The 26971-nt window shown below is 27.6% G+C and carries 31 protein-coding genes; 1 reads left to right on the plus strand and 30 read right to left on the minus strand.

Annotated elements, in window-relative coordinates; translation table 11 throughout:
- Positions 1-17 precede the first annotated feature (17 nt).
- From BUA77_RS05145 to BUA77_RS05270, 26 genes are all read right to left on the minus strand, one after another.
- Positions 18-629 carry an MBL fold metallo-hydrolase gene (locus BUA77_RS05145; RefSeq protein ID WP_072887999.1) on the minus strand — a complete coding sequence of 204 codons (612 nt, stop codon included), beginning with the start codon at positions 627-629 and terminating at the stop codon, positions 18-20.
- 11 nt (positions 630-640) lie between these two features.
- Positions 641-1090 carry a D-aminoacyl-tRNA deacylase gene (dtd, locus tag BUA77_RS05150; protein ID WP_072888002.1) on the minus strand — a complete coding sequence of 150 codons (450 nt, stop codon included), beginning with the start codon at positions 1088-1090 and terminating at the stop codon, positions 641-643.
- A gap of 13 nt (positions 1091-1103) precedes the next feature.
- Positions 1104-3281: a RelA/SpoT family protein gene (locus BUA77_RS05155; protein ID WP_072888004.1), complete on the minus strand. Its 2178-nt coding sequence runs from the start codon at positions 3279-3281 to the stop codon at positions 1104-1106.
- Between the two features lie 75 nt (positions 3282-3356).
- The gene (locus BUA77_RS05160; protein ID WP_072888007.1) at positions 3357-3869 is read right to left on the minus strand and encodes an adenine phosphoribosyltransferase; all 513 of its coding nucleotides are present in this window, start codon (positions 3867-3869) and stop codon (positions 3357-3359) included.
- Between the two features lie 3 nt (positions 3870-3872).
- Positions 3873-6329 carry a single-stranded-DNA-specific exonuclease RecJ gene (recJ, locus tag BUA77_RS05165; RefSeq protein WP_072888009.1) on the minus strand — a complete coding sequence of 819 codons (2457 nt, stop codon included), beginning with the start codon at positions 6327-6329 and terminating at the stop codon, positions 3873-3875.
- A 4-nt stretch (positions 6330-6333) separates the two neighbouring features.
- Positions 6334-8001 carry an ABC1 kinase family protein gene (locus tag BUA77_RS05170; RefSeq protein WP_084605520.1) on the minus strand — a complete coding sequence of 556 codons (1668 nt, stop codon included), beginning with the start codon at positions 7999-8001 and terminating at the stop codon, positions 6334-6336.
- Between the two features lie 101 nt (positions 8002-8102).
- Positions 8103-8963 (minus strand): protein translocase subunit SecF, encoded by an 861-nt coding sequence (gene secF / locus BUA77_RS14365; protein WP_072888011.1) that lies wholly within the window; start codon positions 8961-8963, stop codon positions 8103-8105.
- A gap of 14 nt (positions 8964-8977) precedes the next feature.
- On the minus strand, positions 8978-10222 hold the full coding sequence (gene secD, locus BUA77_RS14370; RefSeq protein WP_072888014.1) for a protein translocase subunit SecD: 1245 nt from the start codon (positions 10220-10222) through the stop codon (positions 8978-8980).
- 15 nt (positions 10223-10237) lie between these two features.
- Positions 10238-10738, minus strand: coding sequence for a gamma carbonic anhydrase family protein (locus BUA77_RS05185; RefSeq protein ID WP_072888015.1), 501 nt, complete (start codon positions 10736-10738; stop codon positions 10238-10240).
- Positions 10731-12113, minus strand: coding sequence for a thioether cross-link-forming SCIFF peptide maturase (scfB, locus tag BUA77_RS05190; RefSeq protein WP_084605522.1), 1383 nt, complete (start codon positions 12111-12113; stop codon positions 10731-10733). Before scfB ends, BUA77_RS05185 begins: the two co-directional genes overlap by 8 nt.
- 138 nt (positions 12114-12251) lie before the next feature.
- Complete coding sequence (gene scfA / locus BUA77_RS05195; RefSeq protein WP_072888016.1) at positions 12252-12389, minus strand: six-cysteine ranthipeptide SCIFF; 138 nt, start codon at positions 12387-12389, stop codon at positions 12252-12254.
- 57 nt (positions 12390-12446) lie between these two features.
- On the minus strand, positions 12447-12815 hold the full coding sequence (locus BUA77_RS05200; RefSeq protein ID WP_072888017.1) for a TIGR04086 family membrane protein: 369 nt from the start codon (positions 12813-12815) through the stop codon (positions 12447-12449).
- 52 nt (positions 12816-12867) lie between these two features.
- Positions 12868-13131: a preprotein translocase subunit YajC gene (gene yajC / locus BUA77_RS05205; RefSeq protein ID WP_072888018.1), complete on the minus strand. Its 264-nt coding sequence runs from the start codon at positions 13129-13131 to the stop codon at positions 12868-12870.
- Between the two features lie 75 nt (positions 13132-13206).
- Positions 13207-14328: a tRNA guanosine(34) transglycosylase Tgt gene (gene tgt, locus BUA77_RS05210; RefSeq protein ID WP_072888039.1), complete on the minus strand. Its 1122-nt coding sequence runs from the start codon at positions 14326-14328 to the stop codon at positions 13207-13209.
- A gap of 19 nt (positions 14329-14347) precedes the next feature.
- Positions 14348-14743 (minus strand): phosphate-starvation-inducible PsiE family protein, encoded by a 396-nt coding sequence (locus BUA77_RS05215; protein WP_072888019.1) that lies wholly within the window; start codon positions 14741-14743, stop codon positions 14348-14350.
- Positions 14744-14762: 19 nt separating this feature from the next.
- Positions 14763-15785: a tRNA preQ1(34) S-adenosylmethionine ribosyltransferase-isomerase QueA gene (gene queA, locus BUA77_RS05220; RefSeq protein ID WP_072888020.1), complete on the minus strand. Its 1023-nt coding sequence runs from the start codon at positions 15783-15785 to the stop codon at positions 14763-14765.
- A 14-nt stretch (positions 15786-15799) separates the two neighbouring features.
- On the minus strand, positions 15800-17377 hold the full coding sequence (locus BUA77_RS05225; RefSeq protein WP_072888021.1) for a SpoIID/LytB domain-containing protein: 1578 nt from the start codon (positions 17375-17377) through the stop codon (positions 15800-15802).
- A gap of 37 nt (positions 17378-17414) precedes the next feature.
- On the minus strand, positions 17415-18422 hold the full coding sequence (gene ruvB / locus BUA77_RS05230) for a Holliday junction branch migration DNA helicase RuvB (RefSeq protein WP_143151303.1): 1008 nt from the start codon (positions 18420-18422) through the stop codon (positions 17415-17417).
- 18 nt (positions 18423-18440) lie between these two features.
- Positions 18441-19034, minus strand: a complete 594-nt coding sequence (gene ruvA, locus BUA77_RS05235; protein WP_072888022.1) for a Holliday junction branch migration protein RuvA — start codon at positions 19032-19034, stop codon at positions 18441-18443.
- Between the two features lie 9 nt (positions 19035-19043).
- Positions 19044-19532 (minus strand): crossover junction endodeoxyribonuclease RuvC, encoded by a 489-nt coding sequence (ruvC, locus tag BUA77_RS05240; RefSeq protein WP_072888024.1) that lies wholly within the window; start codon positions 19530-19532, stop codon positions 19044-19046.
- A 161-nt stretch (positions 19533-19693) separates the two neighbouring features.
- A complete protein-coding gene (locus tag BUA77_RS05245; RefSeq protein WP_072888027.1) occupies positions 19694-20269 on the minus strand; it encodes a hypothetical protein in 576 nt (191 codons plus the stop codon).
- A gap of 70 nt (positions 20270-20339) precedes the next feature.
- Positions 20340-20534 carry a DUF1858 domain-containing protein gene (locus BUA77_RS05250; RefSeq protein WP_200773923.1) on the minus strand — a complete coding sequence of 65 codons (195 nt, stop codon included), beginning with the start codon at positions 20532-20534 and terminating at the stop codon, positions 20340-20342.
- Between the two features lie 71 nt (positions 20535-20605).
- Positions 20606-21280 carry a nitrite/sulfite reductase domain-containing protein gene (locus tag BUA77_RS05255; protein ID WP_072888030.1) on the minus strand — a complete coding sequence of 225 codons (675 nt, stop codon included), beginning with the start codon at positions 21278-21280 and terminating at the stop codon, positions 20606-20608.
- Between the two features lie 66 nt (positions 21281-21346).
- The gene (locus BUA77_RS05260; RefSeq protein ID WP_072888031.1) at positions 21347-22261 is read right to left on the minus strand and encodes a zf-HC2 domain-containing protein; all 915 of its coding nucleotides are present in this window, start codon (positions 22259-22261) and stop codon (positions 21347-21349) included.
- Positions 22262-22275: 14 nt separating this feature from the next.
- Positions 22276-22848, minus strand: a complete 573-nt coding sequence (locus BUA77_RS05265) for an RNA polymerase sigma factor (protein WP_072888032.1) — start codon at positions 22846-22848, stop codon at positions 22276-22278.
- A gap of 201 nt (positions 22849-23049) precedes the next feature.
- On the minus strand, positions 23050-23589 hold the full coding sequence (locus BUA77_RS05270) for a DUF5698 domain-containing protein (protein WP_072888033.1): 540 nt from the start codon (positions 23587-23589) through the stop codon (positions 23050-23052).
- A gap of 683 nt (positions 23590-24272) precedes the next feature.
- Between BUA77_RS05270 and BUA77_RS05275 the strand changes: the two genes are divergently transcribed.
- Positions 24273-24959: an SIMPL domain-containing protein gene (locus tag BUA77_RS05275; protein ID WP_084605524.1), complete on the plus strand. Its 687-nt coding sequence runs from the start codon at positions 24273-24275 to the stop codon at positions 24957-24959.
- 3 nt (positions 24960-24962) lie between these two features.
- Here the strand turns inward: BUA77_RS05275 and BUA77_RS05280 are convergent, their stop codons facing one another.
- The 4 genes from BUA77_RS05280 to BUA77_RS05290 form a co-directional block, all read right to left on the minus strand.
- Positions 24963-25403 carry a hypothetical protein gene (locus tag BUA77_RS05280; RefSeq protein ID WP_072888034.1) on the minus strand — a complete coding sequence of 147 codons (441 nt, stop codon included), beginning with the start codon at positions 25401-25403 and terminating at the stop codon, positions 24963-24965.
- A 127-nt stretch (positions 25404-25530) separates the two neighbouring features.
- Positions 25531-26022, minus strand: coding sequence for a hypothetical protein (locus tag BUA77_RS05285; protein WP_072888035.1), 492 nt, complete (start codon positions 26020-26022; stop codon positions 25531-25533).
- Between the two features lie 44 nt (positions 26023-26066).
- The gene (locus BUA77_RS13755; RefSeq protein ID WP_159428952.1) at positions 26067-26234 is read right to left on the minus strand and encodes a hypothetical protein; all 168 of its coding nucleotides are present in this window, start codon (positions 26232-26234) and stop codon (positions 26067-26069) included.
- Positions 26235-26375: 141 nt separating this feature from the next.
- Positions 26376-26971: YebC/PmpR family DNA-binding transcriptional regulator (locus BUA77_RS05290; protein ID WP_072888036.1), on the minus strand; the 596-nt coding region annotated here is incomplete at its 5' end.

The raw sequence follows: 26971 nt of genomic DNA on the forward strand, positions 1-26971 counted from the left end.
CCACTTCTCCTTAACTTTTACATAAATGGATTTTTAGATTTTTCTATACCAATTTTACTTGCTGGGCCATGACCTGGAAGTACTTTAAGTTCATCATTAAAATTTGATAGCTTCTTAATGGAACTTAAAATCGTATCATAATTTCCTCCTACAAGGTCTGTTCTTCCAATAGATCCTGCAAACAAAGTATCTCCTGTAAATAATATGTCATCTACTTTTATACATACACACCCTGGAGTATGTCCTGGAGTGTGAATTATTTTTAATTCTAAATTTCCAAGTTTTATAGTTTGTCCATCTTTTAAATATTCATCAGCTTCTATTTCTACAGCTCCACCCATCATATAACTTAAATTATTTTCACTGCTATTTAATATGAATTTTTCCTCTTCATGTGCTAATATTTTTGCATTTGTTTTTTCTTTTAAATCTTTAACAGCCCCTATATGATCTGCATGTCCATGAGTTAATATTATATAATCAATTTCAAATCCATTATCCTTTATAGTATCAAGTATTTCATCTAAGCTTCCACCTGGATCTAAAACTGCACATTTTTTAGTTTCATCATCTCCTAATATATAACAGTTTACACCGTATACTCCAGCTACAATTTTTTGTAAAAACATAAAAACACCCCTTAAAAATTTTTCTTAGAATCTAATAAAATAGTAACAGGCCCGTCATTTACTATATCAACTGCCATATGAGCACCAAACTGTCCTTTTTCTACTTTTATACCATGTTCTTTAGCTTTATTTATAAATTCTTCATATAACGGTATAGCCTTATCAGGCTTTGCTGCTTCTGTAAAATTAGGTCTTCTTCCCTTTCTACAATCTCCATAAAGAGTAAATTGAGATACTACTAAAAGTTCTCCTTTAATGTCTAATAAAGATAAGTTCATCTTATCGTTTTCATCTTCAAATATTCTTAAATTTACTATTTTTTCTACCATATATTCAACATCTTTTATGTCATCATCATGAGTTACTCCTAAAAGCACCATAAGACCTTTTTGAACATTTCCCACTACATTTTCATCTACTGTTACACTTGAAGATAATACCCTTTGAACTACAGCTCTCATATTAACATCTCCTTTAATTTATAACCCTATATACATCAATAACACCAGGTATACTTCTTAATTTATTCATCAAATTATTAAGCTCATTAATACTGTCTACTTCTAGTAATAAATTCATATTAACAATTTTTTCTTTATTAGTTCTAGCATTTATTCCATTTAAAGAAGTCTTTTCTACAGCAAAAACATGAGTTATTTCACTAAGAATTCCCTTTCTATCATGTGCTTTTATATTTATTTCCGCTTCAAATCTTCCCTTTTTATTTACATCCCATTCAACTTGAAGCAATCTATTTAATATTTCAGGATCATTTCCAGTTACATTAGGACAATCTTTTCTATGAATAGAAACACCTCTACCTTTAGTTATATACCCCGTTATATCATCTCCTGGAAGAGGATTACAGCATTTTGCAAATCTAACTAGTATATTGTCCACTCCTTTTACAACTACCCCCTGACTACTAGTTTTTCTCTTACTTCTGTAATCTTTATCAAGTATTGAATCTTCAATTTTAACTTCTATTTTTTGTTTTTGATTATCTTTTTCATATAATTCTTTTAATTTTGGAACAACTTGAGCTAAAGTTATACCACCATATCCAAGTGTTGCATATAAATCTTCTTCACTAGACTGATTTAATTTCTTAGATATAGCACTTACATATTTATGTTTTAATTTTTCATTTATATTATAACCTTGTCTTTTTAATTCTTTTTCAAGAATATCTTTTCCTCTTTGAATATTTTCTTCTCTTCTTTCTTTTTTAAACCATTGTCTAATTTTGTTTTTAGCATGAGATGTTTTTACTACGTTAATCCAATCTCTACTTGGACCATTACTTTGTGATGATCTTATAACTTCAACTATATTTCCATTCTTTAGTTTATAATCAAGCGGAACTATCCTTCCATCTACTTTAGCTCCAATACAACTATTTCCAACACCAGTATGAACTCTATATGCAAAATCTAATGGAGTTGAACCAGCCGGAAGCTCTATTACATCTCCTTTAGGTGTAAATACAAACACTTGATTTGTAAATAAATCTATTTTTAAAGCTTCCATAAACTCTCTAGGATCATTTAAATCCTTTTGCCATTCCATCATTTGTCTAAGCCAAGATAACTTTATATCCATATCATCTTCACTGGTGCTCGTATTTCCTTCTTTATATTTCCAATGGGCTGCAATCCCGTATTCGGCAATTTTATGCATATCCCAAGTTCTTATTTGTATTTCAAGGGGTTCACCATCTGGACCTACTACTGTGGTATGAAGAGATTGATACATATTAGGCTTAGGCATTGCTATATAATCCTTAAATCTACCTGGCATAGGCTTCCATATAGTATGAACTATTCCTAATACAGCATAACAATCTTTCACAGTATTAACAATGGCTCTTACTGCCATCAAATCATATATTTCTTCAAAACTTTTATTTTGATAGTTCATTTTTCTATATATGCTATAAAAGTGCTTTGGTCTTCCATATATATCACATTCAATATTAGATCCTTCAAATTTTTCTTTTAGTATATTTATAACATTCTTTATATCCGCTTCTCTTTCTTTACGCTTTTTAGATACCTTTTCAACAAGCTCATAATATCCTTCTGGATCTAAATACCTAAGTGCTATATCTTCAAGTTCCCACTTAACTTTAGATATCCCTAATCTATGAGCAATTGGGGCATATATTTCGACAGTTTCTTTTGCCTTTTCTTTTGCTTTTTCGGGAGTCATAAATTTTAAAGTTCTCATATTATGAAGTCTATCTGCAAGTTTTATAAGTATAACCCTTATGTCCTTTGCCATGGCCATGAACATTTTTCTAAGGTTTTCAGCTTGAGTTTCTTCTTTTGACTTATATTCTATTTGTCCAAGCTTTGTTACTCCTTCAACAAGATCTGCTATTTCGATTCCAAATTTATTAGCTATATCTTCATAAGTATATTTAGTGTCTTCAACAACATCATGCATAAGCCCTGCCGCTATTGTATATATATCAAGCTCTAAATCCGCTAAAATATTTGCAACCTCTACAGGATGTATAAAGTATTTTTCTCCAGATTTTCTATATTGTCCTTCATGAGCACTTTCAGCAAAATTATAAGATTTTATTATTAAATCCAAATCACTATCTGGGCTATATTCTTGTATTTTTAGCAATAACTTTTCTAGCATAAAATCACCCTATTTTAATTATATATTTTATATATATGAAAATAGTTGGCAATACTACCAACTATTCTGAGTGTATTAATATTTGATTAAAGAGTTAACATGATAATCGTTTAATTTTTCTCTTCCATTCAAAAATTCAAGCTCTATTAAAAATTCCATAGCAACTACTTCTCCACCTAATTTTTCAATAAGCTTTGCAGTAGCTCCCATAGTTCCTCCTGTAGCAAGAAGATCATCTACTATTGCAACTCTTTGTCCTGGCTTTATTGCATCTTTATGTATTTCAAGAGAATCCGTTCCATACTCTAAATCATATTCGAATTTTGCAGTTTCACCTGGAAGCTTTCCTGGTTTTCTAACTGGAACAAAGCCAACTCCTAATCCATAAGCTACAGGAGTTCCCATTAAGAATCCTCTAGCCTCAGGTCCAACAATTATGTCTACATCTTTTTCTTTCAAATCTTCTATAATTTTATCTACAGCACATTTAAAAGCTTCTCCATCTTTTAAAAGAGTAGTTATATCCTTGAAACTAATTCCTTCTTTTGGAAAATCATTGATTTCTCTTATTTTTGACTTCAAATCCATTATTTATTCCTCCCTAAAAGCTATAATTTCTTTAATTTTTAAATATTTAGATTTAAATTTATTTAAATTATTTAAAGTTAAACTAGTATTTAAATCAACCTTCTCTTTAGGCTGTGGTAAAAGAGTTATATTAATTTTATCTTCCATTTTGAAATCTAAAAGATTAACATCTTTAAATATTTTTAATCCATTTAAAACCTTAATTATATTTAAACCAAATATAAACTCTATATCTTCAAAAGTTATATCTAAATGTTTATGTGTCTTTAAAATCTTATATATATTTACAAGCTCTTGTCTACTCGGTATTAGATTATTTACTATATAATCTAAATTGTTAATATCTTCTTTTTTATAGTTCTTTATTATTTTTGTATTTTCATCTACATTTTTATATATAAAAGAATAATCATCTAATGTATATAAGAAGTCATAAAGAACAATACTATTATATCTTTTAAAATTAATTTTATCAATATGGGGAAACAATATAATTTGAGTACTTTTATCTTTTTCCATTTCATAATTAAAATTTATATTATAATCAATATCTAATAAAGAAATATCCGATACTGCTTTTGCTAAATTCTGTATAGAATTAACTAGTATTAGAGTATTATCTTTTATATATTCTAATGAATTAATTTCTTTTTTAGGAATTATATTTATATTTTCATTTTTATAATAATCTAAATTTATAGGATTTATATATTTAAATAACTTTATAAAATTATTATTTTTTGTTATATTTTTAGGATAAAAAAGTCTAGTATCCTTCAAAATAAATTGTATTTTCTTATTGCCCTTATATTCATTTTCATCTAATGCAAATACAACATCAACTTTATCCCCACTAATAAATTTATTTATAAAATGTCCCATGTTAAATCCTATACAATCGTAATTTGTTTTTCCTCTTAATGTTAACTTCAAATGTTCTCTTTCTCTTCCTACAGTTCTAATATCAATAATTTCTAAATTTCTAATTAAGAATTTAGGACTAGGGTTATTCATTCCAAAAGGCTCTAAATTATCAAGCTCATTTATTAAATTAAAATCTATATCTTCTTGAGGAAGTTCAAATTCAACTTTTATATTTTCTATCATATCTTCACTCGATAATTTAAAATCTGCACAGCTATTAATTTTTTCTCTTAAAATAGGTATCTTGTTTTCATCAAGAGAAAGACCTGCTGCTTGTTCGTGTCCTCCAAATTTATTTAATATATCTTCATTCAAAAGAAGTGCCTCAAAAATATTAAACCCTTCAATTGATCTTGCTGAACCCTTAGCTTCACCATCTTCTATAGCTAATAATATTGTAGGCTTGTAATATTTTTCCGTAATTTTAGATGCAACAATTCCTATTATTCCATGATGCCATTTAGGAGAAGCTAATACTAATACTTTTTCATTTTTATACCTTTCATCACTTAATATCATATCTTCAGCTTCTTTATAAATTTTACTTTCAATAAGCTGTCTTTCTATATTTTTTTCTTCTAACACTTTTGCTATTTCAAAAGCTTTATCTTCATCTTCTTCTGTAAATAGCTTTACACCTAAATCTGAATATCCCATTCTTCCTGATGCATTAATTCTAGGCCCTAATCCAAATCCTATATGAGATGAATTTATTTTCTTTTCATCAAGACCACATACTTTTATGAGGCTTTTAATCCCAATATTTCTACTATTCTCCATAACCTTTAGACCATTTTTAACTAATATTCTGTTTTCTCCTATTAAGGGAACTATATCGCATATAGTTGCCAATGTTACTATTTCTAAGTAATTGTATATACTATATTCAAATTCATCCTTTGGAGTTAATGCCTGTATTAATTTAAGAGCTACTCCGCATCCACATAAAACTTCAAAAGGATAATTGCAATCTTCTCTTTTTGGATTAACTACTGCAAGTGCACTCGGAATCTCTTCTTTACATTCATGATGATCTGTAATTATTACATCAATTCCTAAAGAATTTATATAATTCACTTCATCAACAGATGTAATCCCACAGTCTACAGTTATTATAAGATTAGCATCTTTTTCTTTTATATAATCTATTGCTTCAATATTTAGTCCATATCCCTCTTCTAACCTATTAGGTATATAGTAATTAACCTCATAACCTATAGATTTAAAATATATTAAAAGTATTGATGTTGATGAGACTCCATCTACATCATAATCTCCGTATATCCATATATTTTCATTGTTTTTTATAGCTTTTTTAATTCTATTAACTGCTTTATCCATATCTTTTAATAAAAAAGGGTCATGTAAATATTCAAGCGATGGATTTATAAATGTTTTAATATCATCTAAATTTATAATTCCTCTATTTCTAATAACTTGACTTATTGCCTTGGAAATATTTAATTCTTTACAAAATTCATCTTCTTTTAAATCTGAGTAATGTTTTAAAGTCCATTTTTTATCATAATTAATCATTTTTTCACCTCTTATTTCTATTTGAAATAAGTATAGATACTATTAAGTACATTCCCATAATAGTTGCTATAATAAATCCTACTATTCCAAGAAGGGGATAACCTTTAAAGCTAGGTCCAGTTTTAGTAGTAGTAATAATAAGCGATGAACCTACTATAGTTGAAGATATGATTAAGCTTACAGATAACTTGTTAGTCATATTACTTATTTCTTTTTCTAAATTTGTAAATCTTATCTCATCTATAGTAAATTTAATTTCATTTTTTTGAAAATTTCTAAGAAGGAGCTTAATTTGTCTAGGTATTACTTTAAAGTCAGTAAAAACTTGATCTAAATAATTTTTAGATTTAAAAATTAAATTTTCAGGTTTAAATTTATTTAAATAAAATTCTTTTATAAATTCTTTAACTATAACAGATACTGAAAATTCTGGATCTAGCATTTTTCCACATCCTTCTATTGTAATTATAGCTTTTGCAAGTGGTGCAAATTGAGAAGGAAGTTTTACTTTATTTTTTCTACAAAATCTCATAAATTCATTTAAAAGTTCAGATATGTTTATTCTTTTAATTGGCATATCATAGTAATAATGTATGAAAAACGCCATCTCTTCTCTTAATTTCCTTAGATTGGTATTTTTGTCTATGGCATCAAGCTCAATTAATGAATTTATAATTTTATCTACATCTTTATTAACACTAGAAAAGAATATTTCTGTTATAAAATCTAATGTTTGATTATCTATAAGTCCTACTATTCCAAAATCTATAAAAGCTATTTCATTATTACCTGTAGCAAATATATTTCCTGGATGAGGATCAGCATGAAAAAATCCATGAAAAAAAACTTGCTTCATAAATGCCATGGCACCAATACGTGCAATATTTTTAGGATTCCAATTTCTTTTTTTTATTTCGTCAATACTAGAAACATTAATTCCATTTATTTTTTCTAATGTTAATACTTTCTTAGAAGTAAAATCCCAATGTACTTTTGGTATATATACATTTTTATCTTTACTGAATATTTCTCTAAATTTTTCACAGTTTCTAGCTTCAAAATTATAATCAAGCTCTCTAATTATGGACACAGCAAAATCTTCAACAACTTCTGAAAAGTCAACTATAGTATCCTTATAATACTCATCTATTACTTTAGCAAACCTGTATAATAACTCTAAATCAGATTTAATAGTATTTTCAATATTTGGTCTTTGTATTTTTACAATTACATTTTTACCATCTTTTAATTTTCCTTCATATACTTGTCCTATTGATGCAGCAGCAACAGGAACTGTATTGAGTTCTTTAAAAATCTCATTAAATTCAAGTCCTATTTCCTCTTTAAATATTTTTTTAGCTTCTTTAAATTCAAAAGGGGTTACATTATTTTGAAGCTTAGATAATTCTTCTATAATAGAAGGCTCTAATATATCATTTCTGGTGCTTAATATTTGTCCTAATTTAATAAAAGTTGGTCCCAAATCCTCTAATGCTCTTCTTATTCTTTCTCCAGTTGACATATCTTGTATATCTTTACTTGGAGTTAAGGGTATTTTATGAGCAATTCCATCTATTTTGAGTTTTTCTACTAAAAAACTAAAACCATATTTTATTAAAATTTGTACTATCTCCTTATATCTCCTTAAATTATTATAAGTTACTTTAATCATATTAGCACCTCTATTTTATATTCAAATAATATTTTAAAAAGTCCCGATACTATTTTCATTCTAATAAAAATAGTATGGGACTTTAAATTACTTAACAATAATTATATACTACTCTTATTTTTAAGTAATACCCATGTAGGACTGGCTATAAATATGGACGAGTAAGTTCCCGCTGCCATACCTACTATAAGAGGAAGTGTAAAATCTTTTATAGATTCTACTCCAAGTACATAAAGTGCTACTATTGCAGTTAAAGTAGTTAAAGATGTATTAATAGATCTTGAAATAGTTTGTTTTATACTTTGATTTGCTACATTTGCATAATCTTTCTTTTTAGCATGCTTCATATTTTCTCTTATTCTATCAAAAACTACTATAGTATCATTTATAGAATAACCCACTACTGTAAGTACAGCTGCTACAAATGGGCTATCTACAGGAACTCTAAATACCGCATATGCACATATTAAAATTAAAACATCGTGAATAAGAGCAATTATTGCCGCTATACCATAAGATAATTCAAATCTAAAACTTACATAAATAAGCATACCTATTGCAGCAATAACTGTGGCAATTATAGCCTTGTTTCTTATTTCTTTACCTACTGTAGCTCCAAATTGTTCTGCTTTTTGCAAGTCCTCATTTTTTAAATTATATTTTTCTTTAAATTTTATAAATACTTCTTGTCTTTTATCAGAATTAAAATCTTTTTTAGTTTTTATTTGAACTATGCTTTTTTCTTCTCCTAAAAAATTTATAGCCATATCTTTATCAACAGAATCAGTTATTGTTCTTATTTCTTCTGTTGGAACACTTTTATGTAGTTCAATTTCCATTAATGTTCCACCAGTAAAATCTATTCCAAAGTTAAGCCCAGATGTGAGTATTATTACAAGTCCTATAGCTATAATTGCAAGGGATAGTCCAAACCATAATTTTGTTTTTTCTATTATCTTCATATTTCTTCCCCCCCTTAAGCTCCAAAAAACTTTTTATTTCTAACTATATTAGCATGAACTAATGATTTTAATAGTGTTTTAGTAATTACAATAGCTGTAAACAGTGATGCCAATATACCTATCATTAAAGTAATGGAGAATCCTTTTATAGGACCTGTCCCAAAATTAAATAAAACAGCCCCCGCTATGAATGTTGTTATATTTGAATCCATTATAGTTCCTAATGCCTTTGAAAAACCTGCATCTATAGAAGCTCTTAAAGATTTTCCATTTTTAAGTTCCTCTTTTATTCTTTCAAAAATAATTACATTAGCATCCACAGCCATACCAACTGATAATATAAGAGCTGCAATACCTGGAAGTGTTAATGTAATTTTCATTTGTACATAAGTATACATTATTATAAGAATATATGAAATTAATGCTATATCTGCAACAAATCCTGGCAATCTATAATATATAAGCATATACAGCATTACTAAAGCTATACCTATTACGGCTCCTTGTATACTCTTATTAAGAGCATTTACTCCAAGTGTTGCAGTAACAGTTGATGTTTGAACTTCTTTAAATTCAACTGGAAGAGCTCCTGCTCTTATTAAGTTAGCAAGCTCTGATGCACTTTCCACTGTGAAATTACCACTTATTGTAGCATGTCCATCTGGAATCTCATCATTAACTCTAGGACTTGAAATAACTTCATTATCAAGTATTATTACTATAGGTGAATGAGTAGGTGCAAGTTCTCTAGTTGCCTCTGCAAATTTTTTAGCTCCCTTAGAGTTAAATTCAAGTGAAACTATAGGTTGATTAGTTCTTTTATCAAATACAACTTCAGATTTTTTTACTTCTTTTCCTGTAACTACAACAGTTCCATCTTCTTTCATAAATTTAAGTTGTGCAGTTTTACCTATAGTATCAATAGCTTCCTTAGCATCTTTTACACCTGGTAGCTCAATTCTTATTCTTTTTTCTCCTTCTTTTACTATAACAGGCTCAGAAACCCCCATACTATCTATACGTTTTCTAAAAACTTCTATAGTTTGATCTAATATTTTATTTAGTTCTTGTCCTGTTTCATTAGTTTGAGCTTCATAAACTACAAACACTCCACCTTTTAAGTCTAAACCTTGCTTTACTGAATTTTTTACAGGTTCAATTTTAAAATTTCCAATATTAACTCCATTAATCGCTGAATAAGAGAAAAAAACGATAACAATTAATAAAATCATGAATATTGATAAATTCTTAAATTTCATAAATTCCCCCCCAATCTATTTATGCTTTTTAGCATATTCAACATAGTCTATAGCAGACTTTTCTAGAGATTTTTTTTCTTCTTCTGTAAGTTCTCTTATTATTTTGATAGGATTACCATAAGCAAGTACTCCAGACGGAATTTTTTTATTAGGAGGAACCAAACTTCCAGCTCCTATTAAAGTATAATCTCCTATTTCTGCTCCATCAAGTATTATTGCACCCATACCCATCAAGCTGTAATTCCCTATTTTACAAGCATGTATTGTAGCTTTATGTCCTATTGTCACATAATTTCCTATTTCAGTTTTATTTTCTTTGCTTATATGAACCACGGTTCCATCTTGAATGTTAGTATTACTACCTATTATTATTTCATTTTCATCTCCTCTTAATACACAATTATACCATATATTTGTATTTTCCCCCATTTTAACTTTTCCTATTACGTCTGCACTATAAGCTATAAAACAACTATCATGAATTTGAGGTTTTTTTCCATCATACTCCTTAATCATCTTCCATTCCCTCCAACATAAGTTTTGCTTTAATCATAAGAGCGCATTCTGTACGTTTTCTTTGCATCTGACATCCAAGTTCATAAGGCTTTAATATATCATTGTTAAAATTATGTGCGTTTGCATGACAACCACCTGAGCAATAAAACTTTGCCCAGCAATTTCTACATTCTTCTTTAGCATATACATGAGCATTTTGGAATTTCAATTGTAAATCCCTTGGTATAATTAAATTTTCATCAAGTATATTTCCTAGTTTAAATTCTTCATTTCCAACAAACTGATGGCAAGGATATAAATCTCCTTCTGGAGTTATAGCTACATATTCAGATCCAGCTCCACATCCAGTAAGTCTTTTTATTACACAAGGTCCTTGGTTTAAATCAATCATAAAGTGGAAAAACGTAAATTTATCTCCTTTTAATTTTCTGTTAACATACTCTACTGCCAATTTTTCATATTCCTCAAATATTTTAGGAATATCTTCTTCTCTTAGTGCATAAGGATTTTCTTCACTATCTACAACCGGTTCAACTGAAGTAATATCAAATCCTAAATCCGCAAAATGAAGCACATCTTTTGAAAAATCTAAATTTTCCCTAGTAAATGTTCCTCTAACATAATAATACTTGTTTTTACTTCTATTATCTACCAGTTTTTTGAATTTAGGAACTATCAAATCATAACTTCCTTTATCATTTAATGTAGGTCTCATATCATTATGTACTTTTTTTCTTCCATCTAAGCTTAATACTACGTTGTGCATATTCTTATTTATATATTCAATTTTTTCATCATCTAATAAAACTCCATTAGTTGTTATTGTGAATCTAAAATTTTTACCTTTATCTTTTGCTTTTTCATTTCCATACTCTACAAGTTTTTTAACAACATCCCAGTTCATTAAAGGTTCTCCACCAAAGAAATCTACTTCTAAATTTCTTCTATTGCCTGAGTTTTCAATTAAAAAATCTAAAGATTTTTTACCTACTTCATAGCTCATTAACTTTCTTTCCCCACCAAAATCTCCTTGAGATGCAAAACAATATTTACATTTTAAATTGCAATCATGAGCAACATGCAAACATAAAGCTTTAACAACTGGCTTTCTATTTACAAAACTTGGATGATATTCATATTCATCATTTGAATATAAAAGCCCTTCTTCTTCTAATTTTTTCATTTCATTATAAGCTTCTATTATTTTTTCTTTAGAATACTTATCTTTTAAAATATTAGTTATTTCATCTATGCTTTTCTCTTTGTAATAATCTAATAAGTCATATGCTTCATTATCAACAACATGTACTGCACCACTATTTACATCCACAACTATATTAATTCCATTTAAAGAAAATTTATGTATCATTTCCATCTATGTAAACCTCCTAAGTCAAATACGTCCATTTTTCATAATATCAAATTTTTCAAAAATAATCAAACCTTACAAATATTAAACATAAAAGGAAAAAGCAGCATAACTTTTTAAGTTATGCTGCTAAAATATGTATAATTATCTTTCACACTCTTGATTAGCTACTGTACAAGAAGTTTTACAAGCTGATTGGCATGAAGTTTGACATTCTCCACATCCACCTTTTTCTGCACTTTTCTTTAAAGTAGCTTTTGATAATGTTTTTACGTGCTTCATAAGTATTCCCTCCTATAAAAAGATTCCTTATTGATTATACCACAAATTTAGCATAAATCAATCTTTTTTCATATTTACTCCAATAATTCCACCTATTCCCCCTGCTATAATGTCTAATAAAATTTTATAAATTATATTACCTTCAAATTTAAAATTATCTTGAGCTAAAAAATATATAATTATTATGAAAAAAATATATAATGCACCAGATAATATACCATATAAAAATCCCTTTGAAGAATTTTTATATGCCATATAAAATCCAGCACATGCAGCTCCTAGTGTAATTATTAACGATGTTACAATTGGTATAGTTGAAGATTTTAAAGGAGTATACGTTAAAAATAAATTATAGATTAATATAAGAACTATTGTGACAAAGTAAGAATATCCCAAAGCCTTTAATAGCTTAGTAGCTTTACTCATAAAAAACACCTCCCTGTTTTTATAAAATTATATTCACAGGAAGGTTTTTAAATTACTTATTTTTCATTTTTCCTATAGCCCATTTTTCAACATGAAGTCTTGTTTTATCTCCTCCAACTTCAACTGTAACCATATCTTCTGTTACGTTAAATATCTTTCCAACAAGTCCACCTATTGTAACTACTTCATCCCCAACTTTTAAGTTGGCTCTCATTTCTTTAAGCTCTTTATCTCTTTTTTGCTGAGGTCTTATAAGCAAGAAATAAAATATCCCTATAAAGGCAATAGACATTATTAACCCTGCATACTGCTGCATATCAAATCCTCCTCTATATATTTTTTAATATTAAATTCAACATTAAATTCAACTTTTATTTTTAAATTCCTTCTTTTAAAGCTCATATCCATACTTTGTAAAGAATTCTCTTCTAAAATCTAAAAGTCTATCTTCTCTTATTGCTTGTCTAACATTTTCCATTAATTTAAGTAAGAAATATAAATTATGATAAGTTATAAGTCTTGCGCCTAATATTTCATTTGCCTTAACTAAATGTCTTATATATGCTCTAGAATAATTTCTACAAGTATAGCAAGAACATTCTGGATCAAGTGGTAAGAAATCTTCTGCATACTTTGCATTTCTAACTACTACTTTCCCATGGCTAGTCATTGCTGTACCATTTCTAGCAATTCTTGTAGGAAGTACACAATCAAACATATCTATCCCTCTTATAACTCCTTCAATTAATGCGTCTGGACTTCCAACTCCCATTAAATATCTTGGCTTATCCTTTGGAAGAAGCGGAGTTGTATACTCTAATACTTCATACATGAGAGGTTTTGGCTCTCCAACACTAAGACCTCCTACAGCATATCCAGGAAAATCAAGCTCCATTATCTCATATGCAGACTGCTCTCTTAAATCTTTATACATTCCACCTTGAACAATACCAAATAGTCCTTGTCTATCTGGATACTTATGAGCATCTTTACACCTTTTAGCCCATCTAGTAGTTCTCTCTAATGAATTTTTTACATAATCTCTACTAGCAGGATAAGGAGCACATTCATCAAAGGCCATTATAATATCTGCACCTAAAGCATTTTCTATTTCTATAGCCTTTTCAGGACTTATAAAATGTTTTGATCCATCTAAATGTGATCTAAATTCAACACCTTCTTCTGTAATTTTTCTAAGTGGCCCTAAGCTAAATACTTGAAATCCACCACTATCTGTAAGTATTGCTCTGTCCCAATTCATGAATTTATGAAGTCCACCTGCTTTTTCAACTAATTCATGTCCTGGTCTCATATATAAATGATATGTATTACTTAATATAATTTTAGCATTAATTTCTTTAAGCTCCTCTGGAGTCATAGACTTTACTGTTGCTTGAGTTCCAACAGGCATAAATATAGGTGTATCTATCACACCATGTGGAGTATGTATTCTTCCAAGTCTTGCTCCACTTTGTTTACAAGTTTTTATATGTTCATATCTTATAGCTGACATAAAAATTCTCTTCCTTTCGTTAATCTTTTTTAATAAATAAATATTTTTTAATAGCAAATAATCCAGCTATAGCTGTTATTCCTATTAAAACTTCTATCATACCTTTATCTTTAGGTATTAATAAAAGTTTTCTAGCTATAGCATATAAAAGAACATCTATTAGACTTTCTGGAGTATGTAGGGTAAGCATTATAACAAGTTCTACTCCTATGACTAATAAAAGAGCATGTCCTAATGATGCCTCAAATTCATAATAAGCAACAGGACTTGATATATTACTTACATAAGAATCCCATATAACTCTAAACAAATCAAAAGCTCCTAATAAAACCTTTAATAATATTACCATAGCTAAAGCTATTTCAAAAATATGACTTAATTTTAAAATAAAATTTTTCATTTTGCTTTTATTCATCTACTTACCTCTTTAAATCTTATTTTATAAACATTGCATCTCCAAAGCTAAAAAATCTATACTTTTCATCAACTGCTGTATTATAAGCATTTAATATATTTTCTTTCCCAGTTAAAGCTCCTACAAGCATTATAAGAGTTGATTCTGGAAGATGAAAGTTAGTTATTAATGCATCTACTACTTTAAATTCATATCCAGGATATATAAATATATCTGTCCATCCACTTTTTGCTTGTAATACTCCATCTTCATTAGCAACTGACTCTAAAGTTCTACAGCTTGTAGTTCCAACTGGTATTATTCTTCCACCTTGCTTTTTGCAGTTATTTATTTTATCTGCCTCTTCTTTCTCTATAGTATAAAATTCAGAATGCATTTTATGCTCTAATATATTTTCTACCTTCACAGGTCTAAATGTTCCAAGCCCTACATGAAGTGTAACAAAAGCAATTTCTACTCCTTTTTGCTTTATTTTCTCTAAAAGTTCTTTTGTAAAATGAAGCCCCGCAGTAGGAGCCGCTGCTGAACCTTCGTGCTTAGAATAAACTGTTTGATATCGTTCTTTATCTTCTAGCTTTTCAGTTATATATGGTGGAAGAGGCATACTTCCAAGTTCATCTAGTATTTCTTCAAACACTCCATCATAACTAAATTTTACAATTCTTGCACCTTCTTCTCCTATATCTATTACTTGGGCAATTAATTTATTTCCAAACGAAAATTTAGCACCTATTTTGGCTCTTTTACCAGGTTTAACAAGAACCTCCCAAGTATCTATATCTATTCTTTTTAAAAGTAAAAATTCCATTTTACCCTTTGTCTCTAACTTTTCACCTATAAGTCTTGCTGGAAGTACTCTTGTATTGTTTAAAACTAAACAATCTCCTTCTTTTAAATAATCAAGTACATCCTTAAATATTTTATGCTCAATTTCTCCTGTATTCTTATCAAGTACCATAAGTCTTGATTCATCTCTTTTTTCTAAAGGTTTTTGAGCTATTAGTTCTTCTGGCAAATTAAAATAAAAATCACTTGTCTTCAAATTAAACTTCCTTTCTAATCTTGAATTTCAATACCTGTATAATAATGCCTTAAAATATCTTCATAGGAAAATCCACTTTCAGCCATTTTTTTTGCACCCCATTGGCTCATGCCAAGGCCATGGCCCCACCCATGTCCATTTAAAATATATCTTTTTACACTTTGTTCAGAGAAAATAATTTCTTTAATCTTATTATATCCTTTTAAGTATATATTAGTATTTTCATCTATATCTTTTATTCCATCAGAAGTTATAATTTTTGCATTTGATATATCTTTTATTTCTTCACTTCCTTTAGATGAATATATAAAGAAACTATTACCTCCATTAGAATCTCCTTCTTTTACAATCTCAAACCAATTACTTTTAAGCCCTAATATACTTCTAGCAGAAGATTTAGTATACTCTTTTTCTCCTTCAGTTCCTATGAATTTCAAGCTTAAAACTCTTCCATTTTCAGATAATTTTTCTATCTTAATGTCTAAAAGTTCTCCTATATCTACTTTATTTTGAGATAGTTTATTTTGTATATCGTTTTTAGTAAACGATACGCTCCAGTTATCATTTGGATATCCTATAGAGTAAGAATCCTCAACGCCTCTTAAATATGGTACTTTATTAGACCATATATTTTCAGAGTTTTCAGTTCTTCCTCCACTATTTGAATGATAAAGAGCATCTACGATTTTACCATTATAAACCATAATTTTATTTTTAGTTTCATCTACTGCTTTATTGCTGTTAGGATGCTCTGCATCATATCCTCCATAAACCTGACTATATGTATCATTAGTTAAGTCAAAACCATAATTCTTATATTTTCCCATATTCATTATTGCATAATTTCTAGCAGCAACCGCCTGAGCTTTTAGAGCTTCTATATGCCAACTTCCTGACATTTCCTTTGGTACAACTCCATATAAATACTCATCAAGCTTCAATCTATTAATAACCGTCATATTGCTGTTATTTATTCTTTTAAATATAATACTTCCTCTATATTTTTTTCCATCAACAGAAATAGGATTATCTTCTAAACTATATATACCTATATCTTCACTTGAATCATACAAAAATATTGTATCTCCACCTTCATTTAAAATTTGAATTAAATTATCATCCGAACTAACTATTTCAAAGGTGTAGTGTGAAAAACTTTCCTCAAGCTCTTCTTTTCCCTCTAAACATTCTTCCTCTTCCAAATAACTTCCTAAATATATTTTAAATTTACCATCATAAAATATATATGTATTTAAATCTTCATTTTCTAAATCATTTTTTAAGTTTAAAGCCTCTTCTATTGTATCAAACTCATCTTCAATTTTTATGTAATATAAAGCCTGTTCATTTTTGATTTCAATAGAATTATCATTAATATGAATCAAATCGTATATATGTTCATCCATTATAAGACCTATTTTAAAACCACTACTAGACTTTAAATCAACACTTGAAGGAGCTGAATTCCCATATTTAAGTCCTATTTTTATATACTCAGGTATACTAACACTTGCAAATGAATTAAAAGGAAATAAAGTAGTTAAAAAGAACACAATAACTATATTAACAAATTTAGGTTTATATTTCCACATTTTATGTCCCCCATCATCTAGAAAAAATATTTACTCCCTACCTCTCATAAGGAATATCAAAGTGTTTATATGCACTAGGTGTTGCTACTCTTCCTCTTGGACTTCTGTTAATAAATCCAAGCTGTATTAAATAAGGTTCATACACATCCTCTATAGTATTTCTATCTTCCCCTGTTGCAGCAGCTAGTGTATCAAGCCCAACAGGACCACCATTAAATTTTTGTATAATAGTTAGCATTAGCTTTTTATCTACATAATCAAGCCCAAGCTTATCTATTTCTAAAAGTTCAAGTGCTGATTTTGCTATTTCACTAGTAATTACTCCATCTCCTTTAACCTGAGCGTAATCTCTAACCCTTTTTAGTAGTCTATTTGCAATTCTAGGGGTTCCCCTAGACCTTCTTCCTATTTCAATTGCTGCATTTTCATCTATAGGAGCATTTAATATTTTTGCAGATCTTTTTACTATACTAGAAAGTTCCTCAATTTTATATAAGTCTAATTTACATATAACTCCAAACCTATCTCTTAAAGGAGATGTTAACATTCCCGCTCTTGTTGTAGCTCCAATTAAAGTGAATTTAGGAAGATCTAACCTTATAGATCTTGCAGAAGGGCCTTTCCCTATTATTATGTCAAGACAAAAATCCTCCATGGCAGGATAAAGCACTTCCTCTACAGTTCTATTTATTCTATGAATCTCATCTATAAATAAAACATCATTTTCATTTAAATTAGTTAAAATAGCAGCTAAATCCCCAGCTCTCTCTATTGCAGGACCTGAAGTTATTCTAACATTTACTCCCATCTCATTTGCTATTATAGTAGATAATGTTGTTTTTCCAAGTCCAGGAGGTCCATATAAAAGAACATGATCAAGCTGTTCATTTCTAACTTTTGCAGCTTCAATGAATATTTTGAGCTTTTCCTTTGCTTTTTCTTGCCCTAAGTATTCATCAAGATTTTTAGGCCTTAAACTACTTTCTATATCTATATCTTCATTTTTCATTCCAGATGTTATAATTCTATCTTCTTCAATAAACATCTATATCCCTCTTTCCAATTATTTCATCAAATATGCAAGACATTTTTTAATAAGTTCTTCTGTTTCAAAGCAATTTTTCTTACACTTATTTACTGCTTCCTTAGATTCTGCTAATGAATAGCCTAAAGCTACTAAAGCCTGTACAGCTTCTTCAGTTTTTAAAGGAACTTTGTTTATATTAGTAAGTAATGTAGGTTCAAACTCAACATTATTTTTATCTATTTTATCTTTTAACTCAAGAACCAATCTTTCTGCAGTTTTTTTACCAACACCAGGTGCCTTAGAAAGTGCACTTACATCCTCGCTTAATATATAAGCTCCTAATTTTTTAGGCTCTGCAAATGATAAAATTCCTAAAGCCACTTTTGGTCCAATTTTTGAAACAGAATTTAAAAGTTCATACATTTTAAGTTCTTCTTTAGTCTTAAATCCATAAATACTCATATCATCTTCTCTTACTACTAGCTTTGTATATACCTTCACTTCTTCTCCTTTTTTTATATCACATATAGTATTTTGAGAAGTATTTATTTTATATCCTATTCCAGAGCATTCTACAACAATATAATCTATATTAATTTCTTCTAATATACCCTTTATATACTTATACATATGTTCCTCCTAAAATATCATTTTTTCAAATTTATTTGAATGACAATGGCATATTGCAACAGCCAAAGCATCAGCAACATCATCAGGCTTTGGAATTTTATCTAAATTAAGTAATGATTTTACCATACTCTGAACTTGAAACTTCTCTGCTCTTCCATAGCCAACAACACCTTGCTTTACTTGAAGAGGGGTGTATTCATATGTTTTAATATTATTATGAGCACATGCAAGCATTGCAACTCCTCTTGCTTGTGCTACAGTTATAGCTGTTTTTACATTTTTGTTAAAAAACAATTCTTCTATTCCAATTTCATCTACATTATACTGTTTAATTAAAGTATCTACTCCCTTATAAATTCTTTCTAGCCTTTGAAGAGTGCTTAGTTTTGAAGATGTTTGCACAGAGCCATAGTCAATAACTCTAAATTTATTTCCTTTATATTCTACAATACCATAACCTAATATTGCAATTCCTGGGTCAATTCCTAGTACTATCATTATCTCATCTCCCAAACATATATTCCACATAATTATATAATACTTTAATCATTTGTTCTAGTTAAATTAAACAACAGTTTATTTATAAAATTAAAAAGTCTAATATTGTTTTTGTCTCATTAGAGTAAAAACAATATTAGACTTTTATAATTAAAATAATATTAACTTCCAAAATCCTCTAGCCTTTGATTTACTTCTTCTAGAGAATCTAATACCAAACCTGCTTTAATTTGTTCTTGATCTATTGAAGGCAGAGACGTTACAGTAAACTCAGTTTTTTCAACAAGATTTTTATTTCCATTTTCGTCATACTTATAAATAATTATATATCCATTTTCTTCTATCATCTCGTAATGTTTATCACAATAGCTGTCTATTTCCTTAACAAGCTCTACTCCTTTTTCACTAAAGCTTATTAATCTCCAATCAGGATAATTAAATTTTATATACTCCTTTAATTTCTTTTCATTAAATCCAACTACAGCGTCAGGTACTTTTTCTTCTTTTACATTTACATGTTCACATTTAGTGTATTTTATTGTGAACTTTAATTTAGAATCCTTCTTTAATATAACTTCATTTTCTTTGCTGTCAGTATCTGCCACAATAGGTTTTATAACCTGCTTATCCTCATTTTCTCTATTTTCAAGAAATTTTCCTATGTAAAATCCTCCAACAAGCATAATAAAAGCAATGATTAAAATAGGAATCTTAGAAGATCTTTTTTTCTCAAACATAAAAATAACCTCCTTTTAGAGGTTATTTTATCCAACATTTTTTTATTTATACAAAATTTTCTAAGAAATATTATTCTATTCCCTCATTTAATTTATTTAATAGTTCATCTAAATCTATTCCATGAACTGCTGCAGCTTGTTCTAAACTTTCCATTTGAGCAGATGGGCATCCTAAACATCCCATTCCAAATCCCATTAGTATAGGTGCTGCATTTGGGTTAATTCTTAAAACTTCAGAAATTAACGTATCCTTTGTTATTTTCATAATTAAAAACCTCCTTTTTTATTATCTAATATTATATTATCATATTTATATATATTTATCAGTAACAAATGTTACTTTAATGATAAATCTACTTTATCTAAAACATCATTTCTAAACTTATCTATTCCTATTCTGTCTATAAAAAAGCCCAGTTTTTCTCCCATTTCTGCATTTTCTGTATAGTATTCTAAAATACATTTTACTAAATTAAAAGCATCTTCTTCACTTAATTTACTAGCGATTATATCAGACATTCTCTGGTGAAATCCAGCACTTCCTCCTGCTGTAACTATAAATCCATCTGTATCGGCTATTACTCCCACATCTTTTGAGTAAACACTAGTACAAGCATTTCTACATCCAGCAACACCTATTTTGGTTCTGTTTGGCATACTAGCTCCATGGAAATTTTTACTTATTTTCATTCCTATCCCTATTGTATTATATTTTGACCTTTTACAAAACCCTGCTGGACACATTTCTACATTTTTAACTGAATACTGATTTTTAACAGCTGGCTCCATCCCTAATTCTTCCCATATATTAGATAAATCTTCTTGCTTCAAATTAGTTATCATTATTCTTTGACCTGATGTTATTTTTAATACCCCATTATACTTTTGTGCAACATCAGCTATTTTTTTTAATATTTCAGGAGTTACAAATCCTCCTGGTATATGAGGGGTTATTGCAAATCTTCTTTTCCCATCTATTATTTTTTGTAAGTTTCCAAAATGATTTCCCATTATTGTCACCTCTTTTTTATATATTATATCTATAGTTATGTTTATCCTTTAGAATTTTTATAAAATCTATTTAGTAATTATATCGTATCTATATACTTTATATATTTCATCAGCACTATCTTTTTTATACTGTTTAAATTCTATAGTTAATTTTCCTTCTTTTAATGTTTTAAATTTCCATGTATGAATCTCATCATTATCCCTTTTTTCTATACTTTCTGATATTAATTCAACAATATTATTTTCATCATTACAAATTAAACTATATTCTGTTCCTTTAGCTTGAGGTAAATCTACTGTTATAATATCACCAATAGTTACAACTTTCTCTTCACTTGTAATTAAATTAGTATTTAATCTAAATACAGCTGGTTCCACATTATTTGGTAGTAAACCTATTTGATTAACATTCTTTTCAATTTTTTCATTTTTAATTTTAGATTCTTTAGCTTCAAATGTAGCTATATTTATATCATTTTTATCTTTATTTACCTCTTGTTCATTTCTTTTATAATCTTTATTTTGCTTTACATTAGATTTTTTTACAATTTTCTGCTCTGTATTTAGGTTTTTATCTTCAACTACTTCAGATTCATCATTACTTGCAATGCTTATTTCTTCTTTGATATCTATATTTTCTTGTGCAATATTATCTATTTTTTGGGCATTATTAAAAACATGCACACTAAATGCTATAATAGTTACAGAAGCTACTATAAATAAATATTTTGTCCAATTTGATTTTTTATTGTTCTGATCTCTTTCTTTTTCTAATTTCTCTCGCAGTATTTTATCGTAATTATCAGGCAAAGGAACTTCTTCTATATCATTTAAACTTTGTATAATATTAATCATTTCATTGTATTTATTTTTACAATCTATGCAATTAGTTAAATGTATTTCAAATTCTTTTTTTTCAGAATCATTTAATATTCCATCTACATAATATGAAATATTTTCATTAAATTTATTACAATCCATTTTTACCCTCCTTTCTATAAGTAGCTCATATTTATACTTTCTTTAATTATTTTTTTTAGATTATCCCGCGCTCTTTTAATCCTTGATTTTACGGTTCCCAAAGAGCAATTTGTTATATTTGCAATTTCATCATAACTAAATCCTTGTATATCTCTTAAAGTAATAGCTGTTTTAAGGACAGGCGATAACTGCTCTATAGCTTTATGTATTTCTTCTGACTGAATTTTTCTATCTAACACATATTCTGGATTATTATAATCATCTTTAATTTCTTTTTCTCTATTATTAATAGCTTCATTAATTGAGTAAACTTTGTTCTTTTCATTTTTCTTTATAAAGTCCAAACAAGTATTCATAACAATTCTATAAAGCCATGTTGAAAAAGAAGATTTTTGATTAAAATTTTTAATGTATTTATAAACTTTAATAAATGCTTCTTGTGAGACATCCATGGCATCTTCTGGATTTTTAAGCATACCTAAAGCTATATTATATGCCTTTTGCTTATGTTTTTTTATAAGCTCTTCAAAAGCATCAATATCTCCATTTATACATTTTTTTATCAATTCTTTTTCATTAAAGTCCACATTCTATCCTCCTTTGTCTAAATTGAAAAAAGAGTTCAATTATTAGACTAATTTTTATTAAAAAAGTTCACTTTTTCATAAAATCAAATTATAACATAATCTAATAATATAACAAAACCATATAATTATCTTTGTTATTTATATGCAAAAAGGAGCTAGTTTTGAAAAAATAATTCCTTCAAGCTTAACCCCTTCTCTAAATTAAACTGTTTTAATTTTTGTTGTAGTGATTTTACCATTTACTTTATTGAGATTTTTAACTTTTAAAGTTGGATTATGAACTCCACATTCATCCATAATTTTCTCAAGTACTTTAAATTCTTTTCTCTTAATTACAACTTCAATTTTATACCTTTTGTCTCCATTATTTCCTCGTGCTATAAAATTATTAACAGTATAGCCTGTTTCTCTAAGTTTTTCTGCTACTTGAATCATCTTATTTTTATTGTTTAAAAATATGTCTACTTCAAAAATACCAAGTGCTAAATGTTCTTCTATTTTACCACCGATAAAAACGCCCATTGCCTTTCCTAATGCATATGCAATTGTAAAATGAATTCCCTTTGAATTCGTCATTTTCGCAACTATTGTTGCAAAAATCATAGCATCTACAAATACTAAAAAATAAACAGGATTCATAATTTTTTTTGATATCAATATAGTTTTTAATGTTGCTAAAACATTAGTAAACGCCGTTATTAGAAATACACCTACAACTGCAAATATTATACTTTGTGTCATCAAAACACTCTCCTTTAAAATTCTTTATTTATTTGTGTATTATCTACCTTGACGCTCTATACTATTTATATTATATATTGCAAAATAAAAAAGTCTTTATTCTAAAGATTTTACAATGTAGACTTTTTTAAAATTTCATAGCGCCAACGAATTCTAACGAATTCCGTTGCTTAAAACTCATAACGGAATTTATATTTATCCACAATTTAAATAGGAATATAATTTCCTATTCGTTATAAAAAACTAATATATCAACTATAGTTAGTAAACATCAGTTATTTTAAATTACACAATTATTAATTTAAATATTTTTTATAGGGAATTTAAGAATAGAATAAATCTACTTTTATTAAATCATATAAATATTTTTGAGAATTTCTACTATATAAATAAGAAAGATATCTAAGTACTTGCAATACTTAGATACTGGATGAAAAGCATCTTTAATAATAATTTTGAAAATAATGATAAGATTATTGTAAAAAATTATTTAGTTATATACTACTCATATCCATCTAAATAATACACTAACTTGTTTATTATATCATGCATAGCAAATATTTACAACTTAATTTTTTAAAGATATTTATTTTTAATAGTAAAATATATCTAGAACACAAATTTTTTAAAAATTCATATATTATTATTAATGTACTTATTACCTAAATTCAAGGAGGTAGAAAATGATTCCTTATATGACTCCATACAAAAATAAATTTAATAACTACAGAAATGAAGAAAAAAACAATAAAAATAAAGGAATAATATCTGTTAATGGAATAGGTATTATAAAAACACAACCTGATACAGCAACACTTACAATAGGAGTTGTTACAGAGGATAAAGATCTTAAAAAAGCACAAAGGGAAAATTCATTAAAAGTAAACCAAATTATAAAATCACTTGCCGGTATAGGAATAAAAGAAAAAGATATACAAACTATAAATTATACAGTAAGAAAAAACTATGATTATATAGATGGAAAACAAGAATTTAGAAATTATGAAGTAAGACATATTCTACAGGTTACTGTAAGAGATATAAATCAAGCAGGTAATGTTTATGACATAGCTGTTGAAAATGGTGCTAATATTGAAGGTGGGATTGAGTTTAGCATTTCTAGCGCAGAAAAATATTATAATCAAGCTTTAGAATTAGCTGTAGAAAATGCTATAGATAAGGCAAATAAGGTTGCAAATACATTAGAAACCAACGTAAAAAAACTCCCTAGCAGTATTAAAGAAACCACTTTTTCTCAAGGAAAAGCAGAGTATCTAACAACTTATATGGCTAAAGATTCTCAAACTCCAATACTAGGTGGATTAATAGAAATAAAAGCTCAAGTAACAGCAGTATTTGAAATGATATAAGTTTTAATACCAACCATCATAATCTTCTTCCTTTCCTCCCGACATTATATAAATATCACGAGGAGTATAATTTTCCAAAAGCTTTTCGTGATATTTTTCTAATAATTCTTCTATTCTAAAATAACCTTCATTTTCCACCCCTCGTATAATATGTTTATATAACTCATTATTATTTTCTTTCATTTTATTAAACTCAATTGCTAGTATACCTAAGTTAACATCTACATAGCTTCTAAACATTTTTTCAACATTATCTTTTGGTTCAGTTGGTATAATATTATCAATTTGTTTTTTTACTTCAAAATATTCTAAAACATATTCTAATAATTTTTCTACCACTTCACTTTCCCACTTACTATCTATTAGTTTAATAATACATTTTCCCAAATTATTATTTAGTTCTGTAAATTTTGCCCAAAGTTTTGAATAAATATATATATCCATAATTTTTCCTCCTAAAAGAAAAATGAAAGTTTAATGTTAAACTCTCTTATGATATATATTATTTTCTTTTTAATAAAATTTATTACTATATTATCCTTGTATAATCTTTATTATAATAAATATATTTTCATTGTAAACCACTATAGTTTCCTTTATTCTTTATGCCTTCTTTAAGAGCTTTTCTTACTTTATCTTGATGCTTATTATTAAAAATCTTAGTTTTGTATATTCTTTTATTGTTTTCATTTATTAATATTCTAACTTTGAAATATTTTTGAGAATATCTTACAATATCATATAATTTTATATATTTATATTCATAATTTTTTCCTTCTATAAAAATGCCATTAGAATGAACTATATATCTATTGTTATAAAAACATATGTAGTTAATAATAAACATACTTAGTATTCTCATACAATCTATTGAACCAAATAAAAAAGGAATCGTAATATACAAAATCTCCAAAATAATATATATAATTTTATGTATATTATTCAATTTATAATTTATAAAAAATATATCATTATTCTCTATAATTAAATTTATTTTCTTTTGATAATAAATAAAACTCCATATTAACATAATTATCCCTAGTAAATATAATACTAATTCCATGATACACCTCTTATTTACATAATTCTTGATAATATTTTTTCTTATTATTTAGAAAGTCTTTCTGTATCAATTTTAACATTTAGCTTTTCTAATTCTTCTATCATTTTTATTAAATATTCATCTTTTCTATCTCCTAGCAATGCTCTTTTCTCTATTGTTAATCTAAATAAACTAAGTGATATTAATTCTAATTCCCTTTTGTTTAATTCCATATAAATATCTCCCTTTTATAAATATTTTATTATATTATACATTTTAATTATTTATATATTTAATATCACTTTAACAAAAAATCACCCTCCTATATAGTCATATTTAATATATGTCTATACAAAAAGGTGATTTTTTATTTTCTACTCCATTTCCCAGTTGTGATACACTTCTTGTATATCATCGTCATCTTCCATCATATCTATCATTTTATTCATAGCCTTAACTTGCTCTTCAGATTCAAGTTTAGTTGTAGTTTGAGGAAGCATTTTTACATCTGCTGATATAAATTCATATCCTTTTTCAGCTAACGCATCTCTTACTGCATTAAAATCTTCTGGAGCTGTTATTATTTCAAAACCATCTTCTTCTGTTATAAAATCTTCTGCTCCAGCTTCAAGTGCTACATCCATTAATTCTTCTTCATCTACACCTTCATTTCCAATCATTATTTGACCTTTTCTATCAAACATAAATCCTACACAACCTGAAGTTCCTAGATTTCCACCATTCTTATCAAAATAGTATCTTACATTTCCAGCTGTTCTATTTTTATTATCAGTTAAAGCTTCTACAATAACTGCAACTCCACCAGGTCCATATCCTTCATATACAACAGCTTCATAATTATCTCCATCAAGCCCTCCTGTACCTTTTTTAATAGCTCTTTCTATATTATCATTAGGCATATTATTTGCTTTAGCTTTGTCTATAGCTGTTTTTAGTGCTGCATTGTATT

It is taken from the genome of Tepidibacter formicigenes DSM 15518, from assembly GCF_900142235.1.
Classification (GTDB): domain Bacteria; phylum Bacillota; class Clostridia; order Peptostreptococcales; family Peptostreptococcaceae; genus Tepidibacter; species Tepidibacter formicigenes.

Bases quoted from the DNA above. Each gene is read 5' to 3' on its own strand.
- BUA77_RS05215 (WP_072888019.1), bottom strand. From the start codon at position 14,743: ATGAATAAAAGCAAAATGAAAAATTTTATTTTAAAATTAAGTCATATT.
- BUA77_RS05155 (WP_072888004.1), bottom strand. From the start codon at position 3,281: ATGCTAGAAAAGTTATTGCTAAAAATACAAGAATATAGCCCAGATAGT.
- BUA77_RS05160 (WP_072888007.1), bottom strand. From the start codon at position 3,869: ATGGATTTGAAGTCAAAAATAAGAGAAATCAATGATTTTCCAAAAGAA.
- ruvA (WP_072888022.1), bottom strand. From the start codon at position 19,034: ATGTATAAGTATATAAAGGGTATATTAGAAGAAATTAATATAGATTAT.
- secF (WP_072888011.1), bottom strand. From the start codon at position 8,963: ATGAAGATAATAGAAAAAACAAAATTATGGTTTGGACTATCCCTTGCA.
- BUA77_RS13755 (WP_159428952.1), bottom strand. From the start codon at position 26,234: ATGGAATTAAACAAAAGGGAATTAGAATTAATATCACTTAGTTTATTT.
- BUA77_RS05275 (WP_084605524.1), top strand. From the start codon at position 24,273: ATGATTCCTTATATGACTCCATACAAAAATAAATTTAATAACTACAGA.
- BUA77_RS05245 (WP_072888027.1), bottom strand. From the start codon at position 20,269: ATGTTTGAGAAAAAAAGATCTTCTAAGATTCCTATTTTAATCATTGCT.
- scfA (WP_072888016.1), bottom strand. From the start codon at position 12,389: ATGAAGCACGTAAAAACATTATCAAAAGCTACTTTAAAGAAAAGTGCA.
- ruvC (WP_072888024.1), bottom strand. From the start codon at position 19,532: ATGATAGTACTAGGAATTGACCCAGGAATTGCAATATTAGGTTATGGT.
- yajC (WP_072888018.1), bottom strand. From the start codon at position 13,131: ATGCAGCAGTATGCAGGGTTAATAATGTCTATTGCCTTTATAGGGATA.
- BUA77_RS05280 (WP_072888034.1), bottom strand. From the start codon at position 25,403: ATGGATATATATATTTATTCAAAACTTTGGGCAAAATTTACAGAACTA.
- tgt (WP_072888039.1), bottom strand. From the start codon at position 14,328: ATGTCAGCTATAAGATATGAACATATAAAAACTTGTAAACAAAGTGGA.
- BUA77_RS05225 (WP_072888021.1), bottom strand. From the start codon at position 17,377: ATGTGGAAATATAAACCTAAATTTGTTAATATAGTTATTGTGTTCTTT.
- BUA77_RS05200 (WP_072888017.1), bottom strand. From the start codon at position 12,815: ATGAGTAAAGCTACTAAGCTATTAAAGGCTTTGGGATATTCTTACTTT.
- BUA77_RS05250 (WP_200773923.1), bottom strand. From the start codon at position 20,534: ATGAAAATAACAAAGGATACGTTAATTTCTGAAGTTTTAAGAATTAAC.
- ruvB (WP_143151303.1), bottom strand. From the start codon at position 18,422: ATGTTTATTGAAGAAGATAGAATTATAACATCTGGAATGAAAAATGAA.
- BUA77_RS05270 (WP_072888033.1), bottom strand. From the start codon at position 23,589: ATGACACAAAGTATAATATTTGCAGTTGTAGGTGTATTTCTAATAACG.
- BUA77_RS05145 (WP_072887999.1), bottom strand. From the start codon at position 629: ATGTTTTTACAAAAAATTGTAGCTGGAGTATACGGTGTAAACTGTTAT.
- BUA77_RS05260 (WP_072888031.1), bottom strand. From the start codon at position 22,261: ATGGATTGTAATAAATTTAATGAAAATATTTCATATTATGTAGATGGA.
- dtd (WP_072888002.1), bottom strand. From the start codon at position 1,090: ATGAGAGCTGTAGTTCAAAGGGTATTATCTTCAAGTGTAACAGTAGAT.
- scfB (WP_084605522.1), bottom strand. From the start codon at position 12,113: ATGGAAATGATACATAAATTTTCTTTAAATGGAATTAATATAGTTGTG.
- BUA77_RS05255 (WP_072888030.1), bottom strand. From the start codon at position 21,280: ATGGGAAATCATTTTGGAAACTTACAAAAAATAATAGATGGGAAAAGA.
- secD (WP_072888014.1), bottom strand. From the start codon at position 10,222: ATGAAATTTAAGAATTTATCAATATTCATGATTTTATTAATTGTTATC.
- BUA77_RS05185 (WP_072888015.1), bottom strand. From the start codon at position 10,738: ATGATTAAGGAGTATGATGGAAAAAAACCTCAAATTCATGATAGTTGT.
- recJ (WP_072888009.1), bottom strand. From the start codon at position 6,329: ATGATTAATTATGATAAAAAATGGACTTTAAAACATTACTCAGATTTA.
- BUA77_RS05170 (WP_084605520.1), bottom strand. From the start codon at position 8,001: ATGATTAAAGTAACTTATAATAATTTAAGGAGATATAAGGAGATAGTA.
- BUA77_RS05285 (WP_072888035.1), bottom strand. From the start codon at position 26,022: ATGGAATTAGTATTATATTTACTAGGGATAATTATGTTAATATGGAGT.